The following is a 20,078-nucleotide window of genomic DNA, read 5'->3' on the forward strand; positions in this document are numbered from 1 at the left end:
GACAGAGACCTTACTTTTTTATAAAAGGGGGTTATCTGTCTTTTTTTGTTGCCGTTTTTTAATGGGATAAATGAGAAAGTCTAATACATAGGGGATAGGAGTGCTGTTCGTTGGCTTTATTAAAGCAAACACCATTATATGAGGTGTACAAAGAGTATGGAGGAAAGACAATCGATTTTGGAGGATGGGCTTTACCTGTACAATTTTCCGGTATAAAGCTGGAGCATGAGGCTGTTCGTACAAAAGCAGGGTTATTTGATGTTTCCCATATGGGCGAAATCGAAGTGAAGGGAAGCGGTAGCTTAGCTTTTCTTCAAAAAATGCTAACAAATGACATCGGAAAAATCACAATAGGTGCTGCACAATATTCGGCAATGTGCTACGAAAATGGTGGAACGGTAGATGATTTATTAACATATAAACTTGCAGACAATCACTATTTGTTAGTGGTGAATGCATCCAATATCGAGAAAGATTTCGAATGGCTCCAAAAACATACTACTGGAGATGTTATCTTAACTAATTTATCAGAAGATTTTGCTCAATTAGCACTTCAAGGTCCGTTAGCAGAAGAGATATTAAAAAAAATAAATCCCTCTGTTGATTATGCTGGAATTAAGTATTTTCACTTTCAGAACAAGGTGAATTTAGCAGGCAAAGAGGTTCTGTTATCCCGCACTGGATATACTGGCGAGGATGGTTTTGAAATTTATTGTCAAAGGGAAGATGCTAAAGACTTATGGCGTGAAATATTATCGTTAGGTGAGGAATTAGGGGTACTTCCTTGCGGCTTAGGTGCAAGGGATACTTTGCGATTTGAAGCAACACTTGCATTATATGGGCAAGAATTAACGGCAAATATTTCACCATTAGAAGCTGGAATTGGATTTGCCGTTAAATTAAATAAAGAAGCTTACTTTTTCGGAAAGGAAGCTTTAAAGAAACAAAAGGAAGAAGGATTATCAAGAAAGTTAATTGGAATTGAAATGTTAGACAGAGGTATTCCAAGACATGGCTATAAAGTATTTGCAAATGACAAGTGTATTGGGGAAGTTACTACTGGTACTCAGTCGCCGACCTTAAAGAAAAACATTGGGCTTGCGTTAATTCAAGTTGATTATGCTTTATTGGGTACAGAGGTGGAAGTAGAAATAAGAGGAAAGCATTTGAAGGCAAAAGTTATCAAGACGCCTTTTTATAAAAGAAAATAACTTTTATGGCTATGTTTAAAATCAAGATGGGCTAATGACTGGGGGAAAAACGAATGAAGCATCGCTATTTACCGATGACAGAACAAGATCAAAAGGAAATGCTTGAAAAAATTGGTGTAAATTCAGTAGATGAATTATTTTCAGATATACCAGAAAAAGTACGTTTTAAAGGAAGCTATCAAATCAAGCCTGCAAAAAGTGAATCTGCATTATTGAAAGAATTAACAAAGCTATCCCAAAAAAATGCTGACGCGAAAGCGAATGTATCTTTTCTTGGAGCTGGAGTTTATGATCACTATTCGCCTGTTATAGTAGACCATGTTCTATCACGCTCCGAATTTTATACAGCCTACACCCCGTATCAACCGGAAATTTCACAAGGGGAATTACAAGCTATTTTTGAGTTTCAGACCATGATTTGTGAACTAACAGGAATGGACGTAGCTAACTCTTCTATGTACGACGGAGCAACTGCATTAGCAGAGGCAGGGATGTTAAGTGCAGGGACGACGAAACGAAAAAAGATTCTTTTATCAAGCGCCATTCATCCAGAAGCAAAAGAAGTTGTTAAAACCTATGCAAAGGGTCAGTATATCGAAGTTGTAGAGGTTCCACATAAGGAAGGCATAACAGATTTAGATGCTTTAGAGACGATGATCGATAATACAGTTGCAGCAGTGATGATTCAATACCCAAACTTTTTTGGAAGAGTGGAGCCATTAAAAGATTTAGAAGCAATTATTCATGAGCATAAATCATTATTCGTCGTATCAAGCAACCCACTCGCTTTAGGAGCATTAACACCACCAGGGAAATTCCAAGCTGATATAGTAGTAGGAGATGCACAACCATTTGGTATTCCGATGGGCTTTGGAGGACCGCACTGTGGCTATTTTGCTGTAACTTCTAAGTTAATGAGAAAGGTTCCTGGGCGCTTAGTCGGCCAGACTATAGATGATAATGGCCAAAGAGGATTTGTATTAACCCTGCAGGCAAGGGAGCAGCATATTCGCCGTGATAAAGCCACTTCTAATATTTGCTCAAACCAAGCCCTAAATGCATTAGCTGCATCTGTTGCGATGACAGCACTTGGAAAGCATGGTGTGAAAGAAATGGCCATTGCCAATATGCAAAAAGCACATTACGCTAAAATAAAACTAAAGGAAGCAGGCTTTGATATTGTTTATGAAGGGCCATCCTTTAATGAATTTCTTATTAAATGTAATACTTCCATATCTTCTATTAACCGTGCGTTATTAGAAAAAGGAATGATTGGTGGCTATGATTTAGGAAGAGAGTTTGAACAACTAGAAAACCATATGCTAATTGCCGTAACGGAATTGCGTACCAAAGCTGAAATTGATGAATTTGTTGCAGAAATGGAGGAGTATCATGTCTAATCAAAATCAACCTCTTATCTTTGAAAGCAGTACACCAGGAAGAATAGGGTATAGTTTACCAGAAATGGATATCCCAACAGTTAATCTGTCGGAGCTTTTGCCGAATGATTATATAAGAGAAGAAACTCCAGAACTTCCGGAAGTATCCGAATTAGATATAATGCGTCATTATACTGCTTTATCAAAACGAAATCATGGCTTAGATTCCGGCTTTTATCCATTAGGGTCATGTACGATGAAATATAATCCGAAAATAAATGAAAATGTTGCCAGATTCAATGGCTTTGCTCATATCCATCCATTACAAGAGGAATCATCTATCCAGGGTGCATTAGAGCTTATGTATGACTTGCAACAGCATCTTGTTGAAATCACCGGCATGGATGAAGTTACTTTACAGCCGGCTGCAGGGGCACATGGTGAGTGGACTGGGTTAATGCTGATTAGAGCTTTTCATGAAGCAAATGGGGATACAGAGCGAACAAAAGTCATTGTTCCTGATTCTGCACACGGAACAAATCCTGCATCTGCAACAGTTGCAGGGTTAGAAACGGTGACAGTAAAATCAAATGAAAATGGATTAGTAGATTTAGAAGATTTAAAAAGAGTAGTTGGTACAGATACAGCGGCATTAATGTTGACAAACCCCAATACACTAGGCCTTTTTGAAGAAAATATTTTAGAAATGGCTGAAATTGTTCATAGTGCTGGCGGGAAATTATATTATGATGGTGCCAATCTAAATGCGGTACTTTCAAAGGCAAGACCTGGAGACATGGGCTTTGATGTTGTCCATTTGAATCTGCATAAAACATTTACAGGACCGCATGGTGGTGGTGGGCCAGGTTCTGGACCTGTGGGAGTGAAAGCTGATTTAATTCCTTTTCTACCAAAGCCAGTTTTGACAAAGGTAGGAGATGAATTTGTCTTAGATTATAATCGACCACAAGCAATTGGTAGAGTGAAACCATACTATGGAAACTTTGGTATTAACGTACGTGCCTATACGTATATTCGTTCAATGGGACCAGATGGATTAAAGGCTGTAACAGAAAATGCCGTCTTAAATGCAAATTATATGATGAGACGTCTTGCTGAATTTTATGATTTGCCATTTGATCGTCATTGTAAACATGAGTTTGTCTTAAGTGGTAGAAGACAAAAGAAATTAGGGGTGCGAACATTAGATATAGCCAAAAGATTGCTTGATTTTGGCTATCATCCACCAACAATCTATTTCCCTTTAAATGTCGAAGAATGCATAATGATTGAGCCAACTGAAACGGAATCAAAGGAGACATTGGATAGTTTTATTGATGCAATGATTCAAATTGCAAAAGAAGCAGAAGAAACACCAGAAGTTGTTCAGGAAGCACCTCATACGACAGTAATCGGTCGTTTAGATGAGACTTTAGCTGCAAGAAAACCAGTCCTTCGTTATACGAAGAAGATAGCAAATTTGAAATAAGAAGTAAATGAAAAAAGCTGATGTCTAAGTATGCATCAGCTTTTTTTATATAATAATTCCTAGTTAGAATATTATTATTTTTTTGCTTTAATTCTTCCTGTCCACTTTTTGAATCCGCCTTCTAATTGGGTTAAGTCCTTATATCCTTTACGATAAAGAAACTGAGCAGCTCTTCCGCTTCTCATCCCATTTTGGCAGTATAAATATACTGGCTTATCAGGACGAATTTCACTTTTTCTCATCTTTAGCTGTGATAGTGGAATATTTCTTGCACCGAGTACATGACCAGCCTCATATTCATTTGGTTCACGTACATCAATCAACTGTGCCTTTCTGTATCCTTGGCGGAATTCATCCTGGCTTACAGTTTTTACAATGCGACGTTGATAAAGCCACATAACCACTGAATATACAAGGAATGCGACTAAAACGATGAGAAGAGTATAAATCATTGTCAATTCTCATTTCTCCTTTCAATTACTTACACTATCTCTATTATATCTATCAACCCTTCTAGTAGTAAAGTAAATACTTATAATATATCCATAACATTTCTTTAATTAAATTTATTTCCATGCAAGTTACTTTTAAATAGGCTTTCTTTTTGATATCCTTAGTAGGGATTTAATGTAATTATACATAGAAAAAGAGGGTTCGTTATGGTAAAAGAAACATGGAGATTTATTGATTCAGGCAATCATTCTCCTTCTTTTAATATGGCATTAGACGAAGCGTTATTAGAATGGCATTCTAAAGGAGTTTTTCCGCCGGTGATTCGTTTTTATGGCTGGAATCCTGCTACTTTATCTATTGGATATTTTCAGAAGGTAGAGAAAGAAATTGACTTACAAGCGGTTAAAGAATTAGGTCTTGGATTTGTAAGAAGACCAACTGGTGGAAGAGGCGTTCTGCATGAGCATGAATTGACATACAGTGTGATTGTTACAGAAGAACATCCTAATATGCCGAAAACAGTAACAGAAGCTTATCGGGTCATTTCGGAAGGTATATTAAAAGGGTTTCACTTTTTAGAATTAGATGCCTATTTTTCTGTGCCGAAAACAGAAGAACAAAAAAATAATTTGAAAAGTCCAAGATCCGCAGTATGCTTTGATGCGCCTAGTTGGTATGAATTAGTAGTTGAGGGAAGAAAGGTCGCTGGGAGTGCACAAACGAGACAACAGGGTGTTATTTTGCAGCATGGTTCTATTTTATTAGACTTAGACGAGGATAAATTATTCCGTCTATTTAAGTATCCAAATGACCGCGTCAAGGAAAGAATGCAAAAGGCTTTTAAGAGTAAAGCGGTAGCTATTAACGATTTAACATCGAGAAACATTTCCATTGAGATGGCGAAAGAAGCTTTTAGAAAAGGCTTTGAAGAAGGGTTGGATATTCAGTTAGATAATTATCAGTTAACTGATGAAGAATTAGAATATGTAGAAAAAATCGCGAAAGAAAAATATGAAAGCGATGAATGGAATTTTAGACGATAAATAGATCTAAATTTTTGAGCACGAAATTCTTTTATTAGAATTTCGTGTTTTAATTGCTTTTAAAAATGGTTGCTTAAACGAAAAAATACAATGCTTTCGTATCATTTTTACATGTCGAAAAATTTTTTTGGAGAGAAAAGATTAAGATAAACAGGCTAATATCAATGGATTATCCTATATTCCAATAAGCAAGTGCGAAAAAGGACGAAATTTCTTTTTTTATGTCTAATTATCTATGTATCTCTTTCTTTTTCTTTAAAATCTACTTTTTTTCGGTGTTTGACAAATCGGTAATTTTTTAAATATACACAATATATGGGTATTGATTTTTATGGTGAATACTATATGTTGATTTTATGTGTTTGATGTGATAGTTTAAGGGTATTAATAAAAAAATGCTAGATATCTAATTATAGATTTATATACAAAGATTATTTTTCAACAACTATTAGTATCTGCTCTACTTTTTATATGAATGAAGGGGTTGTGTGTATGTCAGTAATGTTAAGTCAAGGTGTGAAGGTAGATATAGAAAAGCTGAATAAGGATATTGCTTTATTTCCGGAGGTTCATCCAATTACCCCAGATATGAAACTAACTCATAAAGGCGTTTCTCGACTTGTCATGCTTGACCGTTATACGTATAAAGATACAGAGAAAATTACGTTATCAGCTGGCGATTTTGTTGTATTAACGATTAAAGAAGATCCAAAGTTTCCAGCAAGAGGATTAGGGTTCATTCAAGAAATTGACCATATTCTTAATACAGCGAAGGTATTAGTGGAAGAAGATTACCGTGGCGTTCTTGAAGGAGAAGAAGGAGAAACGGGTGTCATTGTTCGTTCCTTAGATGTAATTGAAAAACCGTTGGAAATTTATTATGAGCAAATTGCAAAACGAAACGCTACTGGTCTTGCATCTGTAGAAAAGACAGAAGAGAAAAGAAAAGAATGGTTCGAAAAGTTTTACAGTGAGCTTGTTCATTTGAACTTTATCCCTGCAGGTCGTGTATTATATGGAGCTGGAGCAGGAACAGATGTTACGTATTTCAACTGTTATGTAATGCCTTTTGTTCAGGATTCAAGAGAAGGTATTTCCGAGCATCGTAAGCAGGTTATGGAAATCATGAGTCGTGGAGGCGGTGTTGGAACAAATGGATCTACGCTAAGACCTCGTAATACACTAGCAAAAGGAGTTAATGGTAAATCATCTGGTTCTGTTTCTTGGTTAGATGATATTGCGAAATTAACACATTTAGTTGAACAGGGCGGTTCTCGTCGTGGTGCTCAAATGATTATGCTAGCTGATTGGCATCCAGATATTATTGAATTCATTATTTCGAAAATGCAAAATCCACGTATTTTACGTTTCTTGATTGAAAATACGCAAGATGAAACAATTAAAAAATATGCACAAGATAAATTGAAATTTACTCCTTTAACAGAACAAGAACGTTCTATGTATCAAGGAATTCTAAATTATAAAAATATCCCTGGGCAAGGTGGTTTTAACGAGAGTATTTTCCGTGATGCAGAAGAAAAGCTATCAAGCGGCGGTACTTATGCTGTTCATCAATCAGAATTTTTAACAGGTGCAAACATTTCTGTCTGCTTAACAAATGAATTTATGGATGCAGTGGAGAAGGATGAAGAATATGCACTTCGTTTCCCTGATGTTGAAAGCTACGATAAGGAGCAAATGCAACATTATAATGAAGAATGGCATAAAGTTGGCGATGTAAGAGAATGGGAAGCAGAAGGAAATAAAGTTCGTGTTTATCGTAAAATAAAAGCGAAGGAATTATGGAACTTAATTAATATCTGTGCAACTTATTCTGCAGAGCCAGGTATCTTCTTCATTGATAATGGTGCGACACGTTCTCTTATAAGTGCGGCTTAAACGTATGAAATAGAGGGTTTAACAAACAAAAGTTATGTTAAATACAACTGATAATTCCGATAGTGGGAATGAAAGCCGTCACGTTGAGCTGAAACCACTATGATGAGACTCCTACATGCATGGAATCATGATAGTGATGAAGTGTATGAAGCTAGGTAAAGTCGTCTGAATTTGACCTAAAACTCACTTAGAGTCATGGTCGAAGATAAGGCGGTCAGCCGAAAAAGGTGAATATGGTGAGAATGTCAGATTAGCAACCTGACTGACGAACTTGCGAATGAAAGGGTCTAGAATGAAATCCGCTTGAAAAGGTGGAAGGTTAACCAGTTTAACCGAGATTGTCGTGGAGTAAGTCCGTTGTCATGAAACACGATATAGTGAACAAGGACACTATATAATCTCAGGCTCAGAGCAAGCACCTAAGTTCAATCATATGGCTAGGAATTATTGGAACGTGGTAAGCAAGGAACACTCATTCAAGGACTATCATCCGAGTGGTTGATATAAGGATTTCTAATCTGAAATTCATTTATCCTTGTGAAAGTAGGGTCACAGTACCGAAGAAGCTTATGAAAATAAGTGGAGGGATAGACCCAAGTCTAATTCAATATATTAAACCAAACAAAGCAAGTGAAATTCGTTGATCGGGTAAGAATGCAGGGAATCACTGAGAAAGTCAGGTGATCTGCAACGAATATGAGCCTAAGACACAACGAGTATTATGGTATGCAAGAGTTTTTTGATGAATTATTTGCCAAGAGTAAGGAAGGACATCTTTTCAAAAATCTATTTAACCTAATCATAGATGAAAGAAACATCCTACTAGCTTACAGAAACATAAAAGCCAATAAAGGTTCTAAAACTGCTGGAACAGATAAGTATGTGATTGACAACTATAAAGTGATGAATAAGCAAGAATTCATAAATCTCATTCGAACTTCGCTCAAAGATTACAAACCTAAAGCAGTACGCAGAGTAATGATTCCAAAGGGAATGGATAATACCAAGTTTAGACCTTTAGGAATACCAACAATGTTGGATAGGCTAATTCAACAGATGTTTAAACAAATTCTTGAACCTATCTGTGAAGCTAAGTTTTATAATCACAGTTATGGTTTCAGACCATTACGAAGCACAAAACATGCTTTATCTAGGGTGAATTTCTTAGTTAATATCTCACAATTACATTATGTAGTAGATATCGACATAAAGGGATTCTTCGACAATGTAAATCATAGGGTTCTCATGAAGCAAATGTGGAATTTGGGCATTCATGATAGAAGGGTTTTAGCAATCATAAGCAAAATGCTCAAAGCACCGATAAAAGGTATTGGAATTCCAAACAAAGGTACTCCACAAGGAGGAATACTCTCACCTTTACTCTCTAACATTGTTCTTCATGATTTAGATATGTGGGTAAGTAATCAATGGGAAACTTTTGAAACGAAGCATGAGTATTCTCAGAATGTAAAGAAGTACTTAATGTTGAAACGAAATTCGAATATGAAGATTGGCTTTATAGTTCGATACGCAGATGACTTCAAAATTATGACCAATAATCATGAGAATGCAGTCAAATGGTTTCATGCAGTGGCAGGATACTTGAAGGGTAGATTGAAATTAGATATCTCACCTGAGAAATCTAAAATTACAAATCTCAAAAAGAAGTCCTCGGATTTCTTGGGATTTAAAATTAAGGCTGTTAGGAAGAAACAAAAACATCTTGTTAGGGTAAATATGATTGATAAGAAGAAAGCTGATGTCATTAGGAAAATGAAGGAACTAATTCTTAGAATTAGGAAGGAAACGACCGTTAATAACATAAGGCTCTTTAATGCTTATGTAATGGGGATACAAAATTACTTTAAATACGGGAGTATGGTTCCATCAGATTTCAAAGACATAGCACACAAGGTTCATCCTTATGCTAGGAGTAAACTACATCAAGTTGGAGGGAAATATGCACACCCAACGGATGCAAGTAAAGTCTATAATCAGTACTACTCAAGTAACCTCAAAACATGGAAGGTACTAGGAGTTCATCTCTTTCCTATACATGGGATTACAAGTTTTACTGAATCTAGACAATTTAATCCTAAGCTTTCGGTCTACACTGATGAAGGTAGAAAATTAATTCACAATAAACTTCAACCAGTTGTCGAATATAACATAAGAATACTAATGCAATCCAAGATACAAGACCAATCAATCGAATATCAAGACAATAGACTTTCCCGTTACTCAATGAGGAATGGATGTTGTGAAATACTTGGTATCTTTCTTGAAGCACATGAAGTTCACTGTCATCATGTAAAGCCTAGAAGTTTAGGTGGAACGGATAAGTATGATAACCTCAAAATTATCCATGAAGACATGCATAGACTACTTCATGCTACTGAAAAAGAAACGATTGATAAATACCTTGTTAAATGGAAACTCAATCAGAATTCGAAACTGATTGAGAAGATAAATGCATTACGTAAGAAATGTAAGAATGAATCAATCTTGATTTAGAGGCATTCAAAAACTTGCACAATACTCGATAAATAATTATTAAGCTTGTAACTTGTTGAAATTTGGTTTAGTAGGATTAGATAGAACGCCGTATGAGGTGAAAATCTCACGTACGGTGTGGAGTGGGGGAAAAGGTGGAGAATTGCTTCAAAGCCTTACCTATCACTATCAAATGAAATGACAAACGCTACTAGCTATGGTCAAAAAGTTGTGGCGACAAACCCTTGTGGAGAGCAGCCATTAGCTCCATTTAGTGTATGTAATCTAGCTGCTGTTAACCTTGCAGAAATGGCAGATAAGGAAAACAAAACAGTTAATTTTGAAAAGCTTAAGAAAACAGTGGAAATAGGCGTTAGAATGCAGGATAACGTAATCGATGCAACTCCTTACTTCTTGGAAGAAAATAAAAAGCAAGCGCTTGGAGAACGTCGTGTCGGTCTTGGTGTTATGGGTCTTCATGATCTACTGATTTACTGTGAAACAGAATATGGCAGTGCAGAGGGAAATGTCTTAGTAGATAAAGTATTTGAAACCATCGCAACAACTGCGTACAGAGCATCTATTGAGTTAGCGAAAGAAAAAGGCAGCTTCCCATTCTTACAAGCGGAATCAGAGGAAGAGGTTGCGAAACTACGCGATGCCTTTATTCATACTGGCTTCATGAAAAAAATGCCTGAGGATATTAGAGAAGACATTCTTCAATATGGTATTCGTAACTCTCATTTATTAACAGTAGCACCTACAGGCAGTACAGGTACAATGGTTGGGGTATCAACTGGTCTTGAGCCTTACTTCTCCTTCTCTTATTTCCGAAGCGGAAGACTTGGAAAATTTATTGAAGTGAAAGCAGATATTGTTCAAGAATATTTAGATGCGCATCCAGAAGCAGATCCAAATAATCTTCCAAATTGGTTCGTTGCTGCAATGGATTTGGCTCCAGAGGCACATGCTGATGTTCAATGTATCATTCAAAGATGGATTGATAGCTCTATTAGTAAAACGGTAAATGCACCAAAAGGATATAGTGTAGAGCAAGTTCAAAAAGTGTATGAAAGATTATATCGTGGTGGTGCAAAAGGCGGAACCGTTTATGTGGATGGCTCTCGCGATAGTCAAGTACTAACATTAAAAGCGGAAGAAAACACATTTGAAGAAACACAACCACAAAAGCATCAAGAACCACATGTAGTTCTTGTCGATACGATAAATGAGTTAAAATCAACAAATGTAACAATTGGTTCAGAAATCGGCGATACTTGTCCTGTATGCCGAAAAGGTGTAGTAGAAGAAATCGGTGGATGTAATACTTGTACGAATTGCAACACACAATTAAAATGTGGCCTTTAATACGCAGATATTGGTCATAATGAATAGAGCTTCAGTTTGAAATTATTACTTTTATGAATAAAGCTACAGAAAGAGGCTGAGCAATTGTCAGCCTCTTTAAATATATATAAAAGCAGGATTAATCTATATTAAGGAGAGTGATATAGGTGGTTCGCTTATCGCTCCCATTAACTATTACATTATTTTAATAAAACCCAAACGGTGGGACGCCATATCCGTAACCATATGGTGGATAACCATATCCTCCATATAATGCTGGACCAAGTAATGCCCCTGTTGCAAATCCTCCTAACAAGCCTAAGCCAAGTCCTAAGCCAGCTCCTCCAAAGCCGAACCCAGGTCTACCGAATCCAGGTCTACCAAAACCTGGTCTGCCAAATCCACCAAACCCAGGTCGTATTCTTCTAATATTTTGTGGATAAATGAATTGATTTTGCATAAATATCCTCCTCTTTTTTCATTATTTAGCTAATGTGCACATCCTTCGCTACTTTTTATCTTCAAAACAAGATACTGCACTTATCTACTTCGAATTAGTTTATGTGTCTATACACTATATTGATTGATACAAATGCCTAAACCCAATATGCATTTACTGCATCCTTTTTAAAGTGAATACGATGACCATAAATAAAAGAATGACATTTAACTTGTCTTCTGTACTATTTTCTAATTACGAATACTAAATTGGAGTATAAAGGTCTAGAGTCCATAAAAATGAAAAACCTTTCGAAGTCCCATTTGCTTGTTAAAAGGAGTGAATTTTATGTATATAGACGGGGTCTTTTCTGGAGGAGGAATTAAAGGGCTAGCTTTAGTGGGAGCATATGAAGTTGTAGAACAACGAGGATTTCAATTTGCTCGGTTGGCAGGAACTAGTGCAGGTTCAATCGTTGCTGCCTTAATTGCTGCAGGGTATACGAGTCGAGAAATAGCGGAATTATTGGAGGATTTGGATTTAAGTACCTTTTTAGATGAACGACAATTGCTCATTCCTTTTCCACTTGCAAAATGGTTTTTTCTATATTGGAAGTTAGGGTTATATAAAGGAGAAGAACTGGAAAAATGGATAGAAAGTAAATTGGCCGTAAAAGGTTTAAAAACATTTGCAGATATACCCCCACAAACTTTACGCTTTATTGCTTCAGATATTACAAATGGTGTATTAATGATTCTACCAGACGACTTGCCGAAATACAGAATCAATCCCCAAACTTTTTCGATTGCAAAAGCGATTAGGATGAGTTGTAGTCTGCCTTATTTTTTTGAGCCAGTAACTCTTGGAAATAAGTCAAATAAAAATGTGATTGTTGATGGGGGAGTGCTCAGTAATTTCCCAATGTGGTTATTTGATCAAGAGAATGTACTGAAAACAAGACCTGTTTTAGGAGTTAAATTAAGTCATAGTATAAGGGAGCATCCAAAGCATAAAATCAAAAATGCTATTGATTTATTTGCAGCAATGTTTGAAACGATGAAAGATGCACATGATTCCCGCTATATTTCCAGGAAGCATGAGAAAAATATTATCTTTGTTCCAACAGAGGGGGTACTCGCAACAGAATTTGCACTTACAAAAGAAGATCAAGTAAAACTAATACAGTTAGGAAGAGATTGTGCTACGAAATTTTTTGAAAAATGGGCTTATTAAAACATGATGGGGCTATATCCTAAAGGCTCTATCTATATAGCAAAAAAGAATCGAGCCCTTTATAAAGAAGCCCGATTCTTTTTTTTGCTCTTCTTCCCTTCAATAACAGTTAAATGTGCAGTGCTTTTACTACGTTTATGCTTGTTGGCTTTTAAGGAAGAGGATTTAGTTGAATGTTGCTGCTGTCCTGCTGGTACCTTTTCTCTTGTTTGTAGCCGTTTTTTTGATTTCTTTGCAGCTTTTAGAAAAGCTCTTTGCTCTCTTTTTTGCGGACTAGTTGTATTGAAATGGCGGAAAATGAACCAAATAATAGCACCTACAGCAACAATGACAGCAATGTTTAGAAAAAATCCAGCAGGATTTTTTATTAAACTAGTAGTTAAGCCAATGAAAGCAAGGAGAAAAATACTCCCAAATAAGATAATTGAAAATCGGTTCTTCAAAAAGCCACCTCCCTAAAAGCATGATGAGCATTTTTTCTAACTTTTAAACTATTATTAAGAAAAGTTTATTCAAAAAAAGCCAAATTGTTCACAAGAAAAAGTTTTCAGAAAAAAGATTTTTAAACGGTAATAAAACTATATAAATAGGGAAGATTCTTTTATAAATTATTTAACAACTGTCTTTGAAACCTGTGCTTCCGTTTCTTCCTCGCGTTTCTTTAATTCGGAGAAGGAAAGTATAGCCACTTCCACTTGATCATCACTTGGTTCTTTTGTTGTTAATAATTGTAGCCATAGACCAGGCAATCCAAGATATTTTAAAACTGGGACATTTCTTAATTTATTGGTAAACTGTAATACCTCAAAGGAAATTCCAAGCACGACTGGAATCAAAGCAATACGAATAAGTACTCTGTCTAAAAGGTTGTCTGGATAGAAAAATAAATAGAGAAATAACCCAACAATTACCGTGAACAGAATAAAACTTGATCCACAGCGATAATGTAACCTTGAAGCCGACTGTACATTTTCTATTGTTAATTCTTTCCCACTTTCATATGCATTAATAACTTTATGTTCAGCACCATGATACTGAAAGACTCTTTTAATAATAGGAGTCAGTGAGACAAAATAAATATATCCAAGTAAAAGAATTAGCTTAAAAAAGCTTTCTAATAGTATTTGCGCAACATGTCCAGAAATAATCGGCATAAACATAGCTGCTAGGAAAGTCGGAATAAGCGTAAAAATGAATTTTCCAAATAAAAAGGAAAGTACACCAAGAACTGCTACTCCTAAAATCATGGATACTTTAGAAGGCTCTTGTTCTTCCAATTTATAATCTTCAGAAGGATCAACATCATAGCGATCCGTTGAAAAATTTAAATGCTTTGTTCCATTTCCGCTTGATTCAATAATGGCAATAATACCTCGTAAAAATGGTATTTTTTTTAATTTTGCTAGCTTGGTATTATACGTTCTAGGAAGATGAAAATAATCAACAGTCTGATCTTTGCGTCTTATGGCTGTGACATAATGATGTTTTCCACCAAACATCACACCTTCTACAACTGCCTGACCTCCGTATAATGGTTTTTGTTCACTTGACATGTATAACAGCACCAACCTCAGGATAATTTAGGTGAAAACAACGTAATTTTTTCATCTGTAAGATTTTTATGGTTGTATATCCCCTAATACTATATTACTAAAAAATTCAAAAAACCACTAGCAAGACATCCCATCCTTTGTGAATAAACCTTTTAATCAAACGCTAAGATAAACATGCAAGGAAAGAAAAGGATTGGGACATACTAGGGTTGGAGGTGGACATTATGGATAATCAACAACAATCACATGAAAAAGGAAGACCGATGTCTTTTATCGCCTTAGTAATTTGGACAGGCATGTTTGGAGGGATATTCTGGTCGCTTATTGGGTACATAGGATATGTTTTTCATTTTACAGAAATACGCCCTAATATCCTCTTAGAGCCTTGGGCGATTGGCAGTTGGAAATATGGCTGGCTTGGAACGGTAATCAGTATCGTCTTCATAGGTTTTTTTTCAACTGGAGCAGCATTTGCTTACTATTTGATGCTAAGGAAATTTAAAACCATCTATATAGGAATTGGATATGGGATTGCATTGTTTATTTGTGTTTTTGTCATTTTAAACCCTATATTTCCAAGCATGGCCCCATTTCTAGAGCTGAAAAGGGATACAATCATTTTTTCCGCATGTTTATATGCCCTTTATGGTGTATTTGTGGGTTATACAATCTCTTATGAAGAAAGTGAAATTCAACTAAAAAAATGGAAGGAAAAAAAGCCGTCAACTAATTTAACAGGTAATGAAGGGCAATAAAATCATTTTTTAATTTCTTGAAAAGTGGTTATGCCCTCTTACTCAAGGCTTTTATTTGGCTAGTTAGGGTGTCTAAAATCTTTATTTGCTAGCTATTTTGCCTGTATTATAAAAGTATTTATGTTAAAATAATTTCATGAGTGTACTTTTTTCATCATTCAGATTTTTACCTTATCTAGAAGTTGTTAAGGCTATAGAAAGCATGTACCTCTAGGCAAGTGTATCAAATAAGGGAGAGGGTTATAATGGAGAAACTTAAAAGAGTAAGAGAAGCACTAGCAGAAGTTGGGGCAGATGGTATTTTAATAACAAGTACATATAACAGACGTTATGTTAGTAATTTTACAGGATCTTCAGGAGCTGTATTAATAGGCGGAGAGAAAGCTTTATTTATCACAGACTTCCGTTATGTGGAACAGGCAGGAAATCAATGCAGTGGATTCGAAGTTGTTCAGCATAAAGGGGCAATTCTTCAAGAGGTTGCAAGTCAAGCAGAGAAATTGGGAATAAAGAAACTAGCTTTTGAACAAGATTATACAACCTTTACTCAATATAAGGAGCTAGAATCTGTTGTAAAAGGAGAATTAGTGCCAGTTTCAGGTATAATTGAAAAGTTACGCTTGATTAAGACTAATGAAGAGATTAAGATATTAAAGGAAGCTGCTAAGATTGCTGATGCTGCTTTCACCCATATCCTTGATTTTATTAAGGTAGGGAAAACAGAATTGGAAGTTTCGAATGAATTAGAGTTTTTTATGAGAAAATTAGGCGCCACTTCATCCTCCTTTGATACAATTGTTGCATCAGGGACAAGATCTGCATTGCCACATGGTGTTGCAACCGACAAAGTAATTGAAGCTGGTGATTTTATTACATTAGATTACGGTGCTTATTATAATGGCTATGTATCAGATATTACGAGAACCATTGCTATCGGTAACCCAGATGAGAAATTAAAAGAGATTTATGATATCGTATTAAAAGCTCAACTAAAGGGAATGGAAGGCATTAAACCAGGAATAACAGGTATCCAAGCAGATGCACTGACTCGTGATTACATAACTGAAAAAGGCTATGGGGAATATTTTGGACATACTACAGGTCACGGAATTGGGCTAGAAGTTCATGAAGGACCTAATTTATCCTTCCGAAATAATGCTCCTCTAGAACCAGGTATGGTCGTAACAGTGGAACCAGGTATTTATATCGCAGGACTTGGTGGAGTGCGTATTGAAGATGATACAATAATAACAAATAATCATAATGAAGCTTTAACCCATTCAACTAAGGAACTGATTATTTTATAGGAGGATTACTGCATGATTTCAGTAAACGATTTTAAAACAGGTTTAACAATTGAGGTAGACGGTGGAATTTGGCGCGTACTTGATTTCCAACACGTTAAGCCTGGTAAGGGAGCAGCGTTTGTTCGCTCTAAATTAAAGAATTTACGTACTGGAGCTGTTCAAGAAAAAACATTTAGAGCTGGCGAAAAAGTTGCAAAAGCGCAAATTGACAATCGCAAAATGCAATATCTATATGCTAATGGTGACCAGCACGTATTTATGGATGTAGAATCTTATGACCAAATTGAGCTTTCTGCTTCTGTAATCGAATACGAACTAAAATTCTTAAAAGAAAATATGGAAGTCCATATTATGATGTATCAATCCGAAACTCTAGGTGTAGAGCTTCCAAATACGGTTGTATTAGAAGTTACTGAAACAGAACCTGGAATTAAGGGAGATACGGCATCTGGTGGTACAAAACCTGCAGTGATGGAAACAGGATTAACTGTTCAAGTTCCTTTCTTTGTTAATCAAGGGGATCGTTTGATTATTAACACAGCTGAAGCAAGCTACGTTTCTCGTGCTTAATACTTAAAAGTGACATCCTAATTTTACCATTTGCTTTCCAAAGGAAATTCATGTATGATAAAACCATAGAAGCTGCGTTGTACGTTATCGTATGAAGTTTCAACCTTTATCGATAATTAGGGAGTTCTATATTAAAGAAGGATCAGCAGGCCTAATGCCATTTGTCATTAGGACATATGATGAGAGCTTTTGCGAACACCCACCTGGTGGAGCAGGTTTTGAAACTCCATACATCTAAGCGGCAAATGCGGCTGAAAAAGGAGGTAATCAATTGATTACCTCCTTTTTCTCTGGGATTTTGACAAAATGAAATAGCTAATCAATAAAGACAAACATTCTCTAATTTAGCTTTTAAGTGTTACGACTCTTTTTTTTATTAATTGAGTTTTCGAATATATGTCTATGTGCCGACGAGGAAAGCTGATCATATAGATAACTTTATTTCCATTCGAAAGAAAAGATATGTATAAAGATTTACCTTGCCTTTGTGTACACACTACTCTTTTTATTACAGGAGAAAGTAGAGTAAGATAGCTAAAAGCTTATCCTACTCTTAGTTTCTGTCCTGGGTATATTTTATTAACATCCTTCAATTGATTCCATTTCTCTATTTTACTAACACTTGTATGAAAAGTCTTCGCAATTTGGCTGACGGTATCTCCTTTTTTTACTACATAATAAACAGCTTGTGTGGAAGGTATTTTGATTTTCTGTCCTACTTTAATTAGGTTCGGGTTTGCTATTTGATTGTAAGCTGCAAGAACTTTAATCGTTGTTTTATATTTTCTACTAATTTCATATAATGTATCTCCTTTTTTAACAATATATTCATTGTTACTAGAAGGAATGGCTTCAGTATCTGATTCAAAATAAGGAAGTGGGTTAACTGCATTCGTTTTATTATTATTCCAACGGCCAATGTGTAATTCAAAATGTAAATGCTGACCGGTTGAATCTCCTGTATTACCCATAATGCCAATAACTTGTCCTTTTTTTACATATTCTCCGACCTTTACTTTCCGAGAACCACTTTTTAAGTGGGCATAAACCGTTTCATATTCTTTGCCAGAAATGTTATGAAGAATCATGATACATTCTCCGTAACTTGTTGAAAAATAGGATTTGGTCACCTTGCCGTCAGCACATGCTCTAATCGCATTAATTCCATTTTGTGCAAAGTCAATTCCAAAATGCTTGTCCTTACCTGTAGAACGGAATCCATTTGATATATATGTGACAGAAGTTGGTTTTAAAAACATAAATAATCACCTCATGATAGAATATGTTGAAGTGATTATTTACGTTTGGATGTTTACCATATTAATTAGCAAAAGGATAGCCCATAATGGAGGCAATTTTCTTGGGAATATCGGTATTATCTAACACCCCATGAAATTCTTCTGCCCCCATTCCAAATGCGAAGACAACAATCATATTACTTGTATGCCCCCCTGTAGTGCTAAGCTGTTGTACTTCTGGTTGGAGGATACCGCCGTGGTAATGGTTCGCAATAATACTTCCAATTTGCCAGTCGATTTGTTGCTCGCGATAGACTTGTTCTTTCTTCGGTAATTTGTTTGTTTGAAATTTGGCAAGCTCTTCATTAGTTATATCCATTGCTGCATAGTCTTTAAAGACCTTTCGTATACTTTTTTCCGTATAGTGATTACTTGTTTTTTTCTTCGTTAGTTGCTGAGCCATGTAATGAGGGGATGCAGTAATGTTTTTAAGTGCATTTATATCCATTGCTTCAGTGGCAGAAACCCCCATCGTTTCGTGGTCAGCGGCAACAACAACTAATGTATCTTGTTGTTTATTAGCCCACTCCACACAGTATTTAACCACTTCATCGAAGGCAATTGTTTCTTTCCATATTCCTGTAATATCGGATGCATGGGAGGCGTGGTCAATACGACCTCCTTCAATCATGGCAAAAAAACCTTTCTCGTCTTTTGATAGAATATCGAGTGTTTTTTTAGTCATTTCCTGTAAGGTTGGTTCTGTTGTTTTGAGTAGTTCACGATCTAATTGAAAATTTAAGTGAGCATCTCCAAAAAGCCCGAGAATTTTATTCGAATTTGTTTTTTCTAATTGATCTGCAGTTGAAATATAACGATACCCTGAGTTTTTGTATGCATCAATCAGGTCAATCCCTCTTTTATCTTTTCGAGTAAAGAATTTTTTGCCTCCTCCCATAATGATATCTACTTTATTGCTTAATTGTTGCTTGGCAATTTCCTCTTGGTCTGCCCATCTATTATTGACACTTGCAGTAAAGCTTGCTGGTGTTGCATCTGTTACCGAATTAGTAGTAATTATTGCTGTTCTTTTTCCCTCCTTTTTAAATATATCTAAAATGCTGTCTTCGTTTTTTCCATTTGGTGTAATGCCAATCATCCCATTATTCGTTTTCTGTCCAATCGCAAGAGCAGTTCCCCCGGCTGCAGAGTCAGTAACCCGATTATTGCTGGAGGATGTATGGACAATCGCTGTGTAGGGGAGTGTTTCCATAAAAAGTTTTCCTTTTACTCCATGCTCCAATAAGCGAGCAATCTCCATTTGCCCGATACCCATACCATCTCCTATGAGCAATATAACATTTTTAGGTTTATCCTTTTGTTCTTTGCTTAAAGCGGGCTTATCTACAACTGGTTGAACAGAAAGGAAGAACCCTAAACTAATGGAAAGGAAAACGAAAAGTAGCTTTTTCAAATCTTTATCCTCCTAGGCGTTTGACGTTTAATCTTGTATAGCTTTTGAAAAAAAGCATTTTTTAATCCCTATTTACCTATCTTTGCGAGGTTCTTAAATAAATTACATGTATAAAAATAAAGGAATCAAACAGGAAATGACATAAAAAAGGTAGACGAGCATACATTTTAATAAGTCATCCTATGTATGTTATGT

The 20,078-nt window shown here is 35.9% G+C and carries 15 protein-coding genes, 1 other RNA gene and 2 pseudogenes; 12 read left to right on the forward strand and 6 right to left on the reverse strand.

Annotated elements, in window-relative coordinates; all coding sequences use genetic code 11:
* Nucleotides 1-110 precede the first annotated feature (110 nt).
* The 3 genes from gcvT to gcvPB are packed head-to-tail and all read left to right on the forward strand — an operon-like array spanning nucleotide 111 to nucleotide 4,079.
* Nucleotides 111-1,211 (forward strand): glycine cleavage system aminomethyltransferase GcvT, encoded by a 1,101-nt coding sequence (gene gcvT, locus ADJ83_RS08520; RefSeq protein WP_031535301.1) that lies wholly within the window; start codon nucleotides 111-113, stop codon nucleotides 1,209-1,211.
* Between the two features lie 53 nt (nucleotides 1,212-1,264).
* Nucleotides 1,265-2,611, forward strand: coding sequence for an aminomethyl-transferring glycine dehydrogenase subunit GcvPA (gcvPA, locus tag ADJ83_RS08525; protein ID WP_031535299.1), 1,347 nt, complete (start codon nucleotides 1,265-1,267; stop codon nucleotides 2,609-2,611).
* Nucleotides 2,604-4,079, forward strand: a complete 1,476-nt coding sequence (gene gcvPB / locus ADJ83_RS08530; protein WP_031535296.1) for an aminomethyl-transferring glycine dehydrogenase subunit GcvPB — start codon at nucleotides 2,604-2,606, stop codon at nucleotides 4,077-4,079. The genes gcvPA and gcvPB overlap by 8 nt, the downstream gene beginning before the upstream one ends.
* A gap of 74 nt (nucleotides 4,080-4,153) precedes the next feature.
* Here the strand turns inward: gcvPB and ADJ83_RS08535 are convergent, their stop codons facing one another.
* Nucleotides 4,154-4,531 carry a rhodanese-like domain-containing protein gene (locus ADJ83_RS08535; RefSeq protein WP_031535294.1) on the reverse strand — a complete coding sequence of 126 codons (378 nt, stop codon included), beginning with the start codon at nucleotides 4,529-4,531 and terminating at the stop codon, nucleotides 4,154-4,156.
* Between the two features lie 207 nt (nucleotides 4,532-4,738).
* Here ADJ83_RS08535 and ADJ83_RS08540 point away from each other — a divergent pair, with 207 nt between their 5' ends.
* The 4 genes and pseudogenes from ADJ83_RS08540 to ADJ83_RS08555 form a co-directional block, all read left to right on the forward strand.
* Nucleotides 4,739-5,575 (forward strand): lipoate--protein ligase family protein, encoded by an 837-nt coding sequence (locus ADJ83_RS08540; protein ID WP_031535292.1) that lies wholly within the window; start codon nucleotides 4,739-4,741, stop codon nucleotides 5,573-5,575.
* A 492-nt stretch (nucleotides 5,576-6,067) separates the two neighbouring features.
* Nucleotides 6,068-7,441, forward strand: a pseudogene (locus ADJ83_RS08545) (vitamin B12-dependent ribonucleotide reductase); the annotation flags it as partial.
* Nucleotides 7,442-8,200: 759 nt separating this feature from the next.
* A complete protein-coding gene (gene ltrA / locus ADJ83_RS08550) occupies nucleotides 8,201-9,988 on the forward strand; it encodes a group II intron reverse transcriptase/maturase (protein WP_231512498.1) in 1,788 nt (595 codons plus the stop codon).
* A gap of 171 nt (nucleotides 9,989-10,159) precedes the next feature.
* Nucleotides 10,160-11,335, forward strand: a pseudogene (locus tag ADJ83_RS08555) (hypothetical protein); the annotation flags it as partial.
* Nucleotides 11,336-11,519: 184 nt separating this feature from the next.
* Here the strand turns inward: ADJ83_RS08555 and ADJ83_RS08560 are convergent.
* A complete protein-coding gene (locus ADJ83_RS08560; protein ID WP_031535281.1) occupies nucleotides 11,520-11,774 on the reverse strand; it encodes a hypothetical protein in 255 nt (84 codons plus the stop codon).
* Between the two features lie 327 nt (nucleotides 11,775-12,101).
* Between ADJ83_RS08560 and ADJ83_RS08565 the strand changes: the two genes are divergently transcribed.
* Nucleotides 12,102-12,986 (forward strand): patatin-like phospholipase family protein, encoded by an 885-nt coding sequence (locus ADJ83_RS08565; protein ID WP_031535280.1) that lies wholly within the window; start codon nucleotides 12,102-12,104, stop codon nucleotides 12,984-12,986.
* A gap of 59 nt (nucleotides 12,987-13,045) precedes the next feature.
* Here the strand turns inward: ADJ83_RS08565 and ADJ83_RS08570 are convergent, their stop codons facing one another.
* Nucleotides 13,046-13,429 carry an SA1362 family protein gene (locus ADJ83_RS08570; protein WP_031535279.1) on the reverse strand — a complete coding sequence of 128 codons (384 nt, stop codon included), beginning with the start codon at nucleotides 13,427-13,429 and terminating at the stop codon, nucleotides 13,046-13,048.
* 165 nt (nucleotides 13,430-13,594) lie between these two features.
* Nucleotides 13,595-14,539, reverse strand: coding sequence for a DUF1385 domain-containing protein (locus tag ADJ83_RS08575; protein WP_031535278.1), 945 nt, complete (start codon nucleotides 14,537-14,539; stop codon nucleotides 13,595-13,597).
* Between the two features lie 224 nt (nucleotides 14,540-14,763).
* Here ADJ83_RS08575 and ADJ83_RS08580 point away from each other — a divergent pair, with 224 nt between their 5' ends.
* From ADJ83_RS08580 to ssrS, 4 genes are all read left to right on the forward strand, one after another.
* Entirely contained in the window at nucleotides 14,764-15,294 is a 531-nt protein-coding gene (locus ADJ83_RS08580) for a YqhR family membrane protein (RefSeq protein ID WP_031535277.1), read from the forward strand.
* 245 nt (nucleotides 15,295-15,539) lie between these two features.
* Nucleotides 15,540-16,601: a M24 family metallopeptidase gene (locus ADJ83_RS08585; protein WP_031535276.1), complete on the forward strand. Its 1,062-nt coding sequence runs from the start codon at nucleotides 15,540-15,542 to the stop codon at nucleotides 16,599-16,601.
* 12 nt (nucleotides 16,602-16,613) lie between these two features.
* Complete coding sequence (gene efp, locus ADJ83_RS08590) at nucleotides 16,614-17,171, forward strand: elongation factor P (RefSeq protein ID WP_031535275.1); 558 nt, start codon at nucleotides 16,614-16,616, stop codon at nucleotides 17,169-17,171.
* Nucleotides 17,172-17,237: 66 nt separating this feature from the next.
* Nucleotides 17,238-17,429, forward strand: a non-coding RNA gene (gene ssrS / locus ADJ83_RS24540) — 6S RNA.
* 284 nt (nucleotides 17,430-17,713) lie between these two features.
* Here ssrS and ADJ83_RS26495 read toward each other — a convergent pair.
* Entirely contained in the window at nucleotides 17,714-18,430 is a 717-nt protein-coding gene (locus tag ADJ83_RS26495) for a LysM peptidoglycan-binding domain-containing protein (protein WP_051640902.1), read from the reverse strand.
* A 61-nt stretch (nucleotides 18,431-18,491) separates the two neighbouring features.
* Entirely contained in the window at nucleotides 18,492-19,883 is a 1,392-nt protein-coding gene (locus ADJ83_RS08600; protein WP_031535272.1) for an alkaline phosphatase, read from the reverse strand.
* Nucleotides 19,884-20,078 lie beyond the last annotated feature (195 nt).

This window comes from Bacillus sp. 522_BSPC (assembly GCF_001076885.1).
Lineage (GTDB): Bacteria > Bacillota > Bacilli > Bacillales > Cytobacillaceae > Niallia > Niallia hominis.

Excerpts from the sequence above, each read along its gene's own strand:
- gcvPA (WP_031535299.1), top strand. The coding sequence starts at position 1,265 with ATGAAGCATCGCTATTTACCGATGACAGAACAAGATCAAAAGGAAATG.
- gcvPB (WP_031535296.1), top strand. The coding sequence starts at position 2,604 with ATGTCTAATCAAAATCAACCTCTTATCTTTGAAAGCAGTACACCAGGA.
- ADJ83_RS08535 (WP_031535294.1), bottom strand. The coding sequence starts at position 4,531 with ATGATTTATACTCTTCTCATCGTTTTAGTCGCATTCCTTGTATATTCA.
- ADJ83_RS08540 (WP_031535292.1), top strand. The coding sequence starts at position 4,739 with ATGGTAAAAGAAACATGGAGATTTATTGATTCAGGCAATCATTCTCCT.
- ltrA (WP_231512498.1), top strand. The coding sequence starts at position 8,201 with ATGCAAGAGTTTTTTGATGAATTATTTGCCAAGAGTAAGGAAGGACAT.
- ADJ83_RS08560 (WP_031535281.1), bottom strand. The coding sequence starts at position 11,774 with ATGCAAAATCAATTCATTTATCCACAAAATATTAGAAGAATACGACCT.
- ADJ83_RS08565 (WP_031535280.1), top strand. The coding sequence starts at position 12,102 with ATGTATATAGACGGGGTCTTTTCTGGAGGAGGAATTAAAGGGCTAGCT.
- ADJ83_RS08575 (WP_031535278.1), bottom strand. The coding sequence starts at position 14,539 with ATGTCAAGTGAACAAAAACCATTATACGGAGGTCAGGCAGTTGTAGAA.
- ADJ83_RS08580 (WP_031535277.1), top strand. The coding sequence starts at position 14,764 with ATGGATAATCAACAACAATCACATGAAAAAGGAAGACCGATGTCTTTT.
- ADJ83_RS08585 (WP_031535276.1), top strand. The coding sequence starts at position 15,540 with ATGGAGAAACTTAAAAGAGTAAGAGAAGCACTAGCAGAAGTTGGGGCA.
- efp (WP_031535275.1), top strand. The coding sequence starts at position 16,614 with ATGATTTCAGTAAACGATTTTAAAACAGGTTTAACAATTGAGGTAGAC.
- ADJ83_RS26495 (WP_051640902.1), bottom strand. The coding sequence starts at position 18,430 with ATGTTTTTAAAACCAACTTCTGTCACATATATATCAAATGGATTCCGT.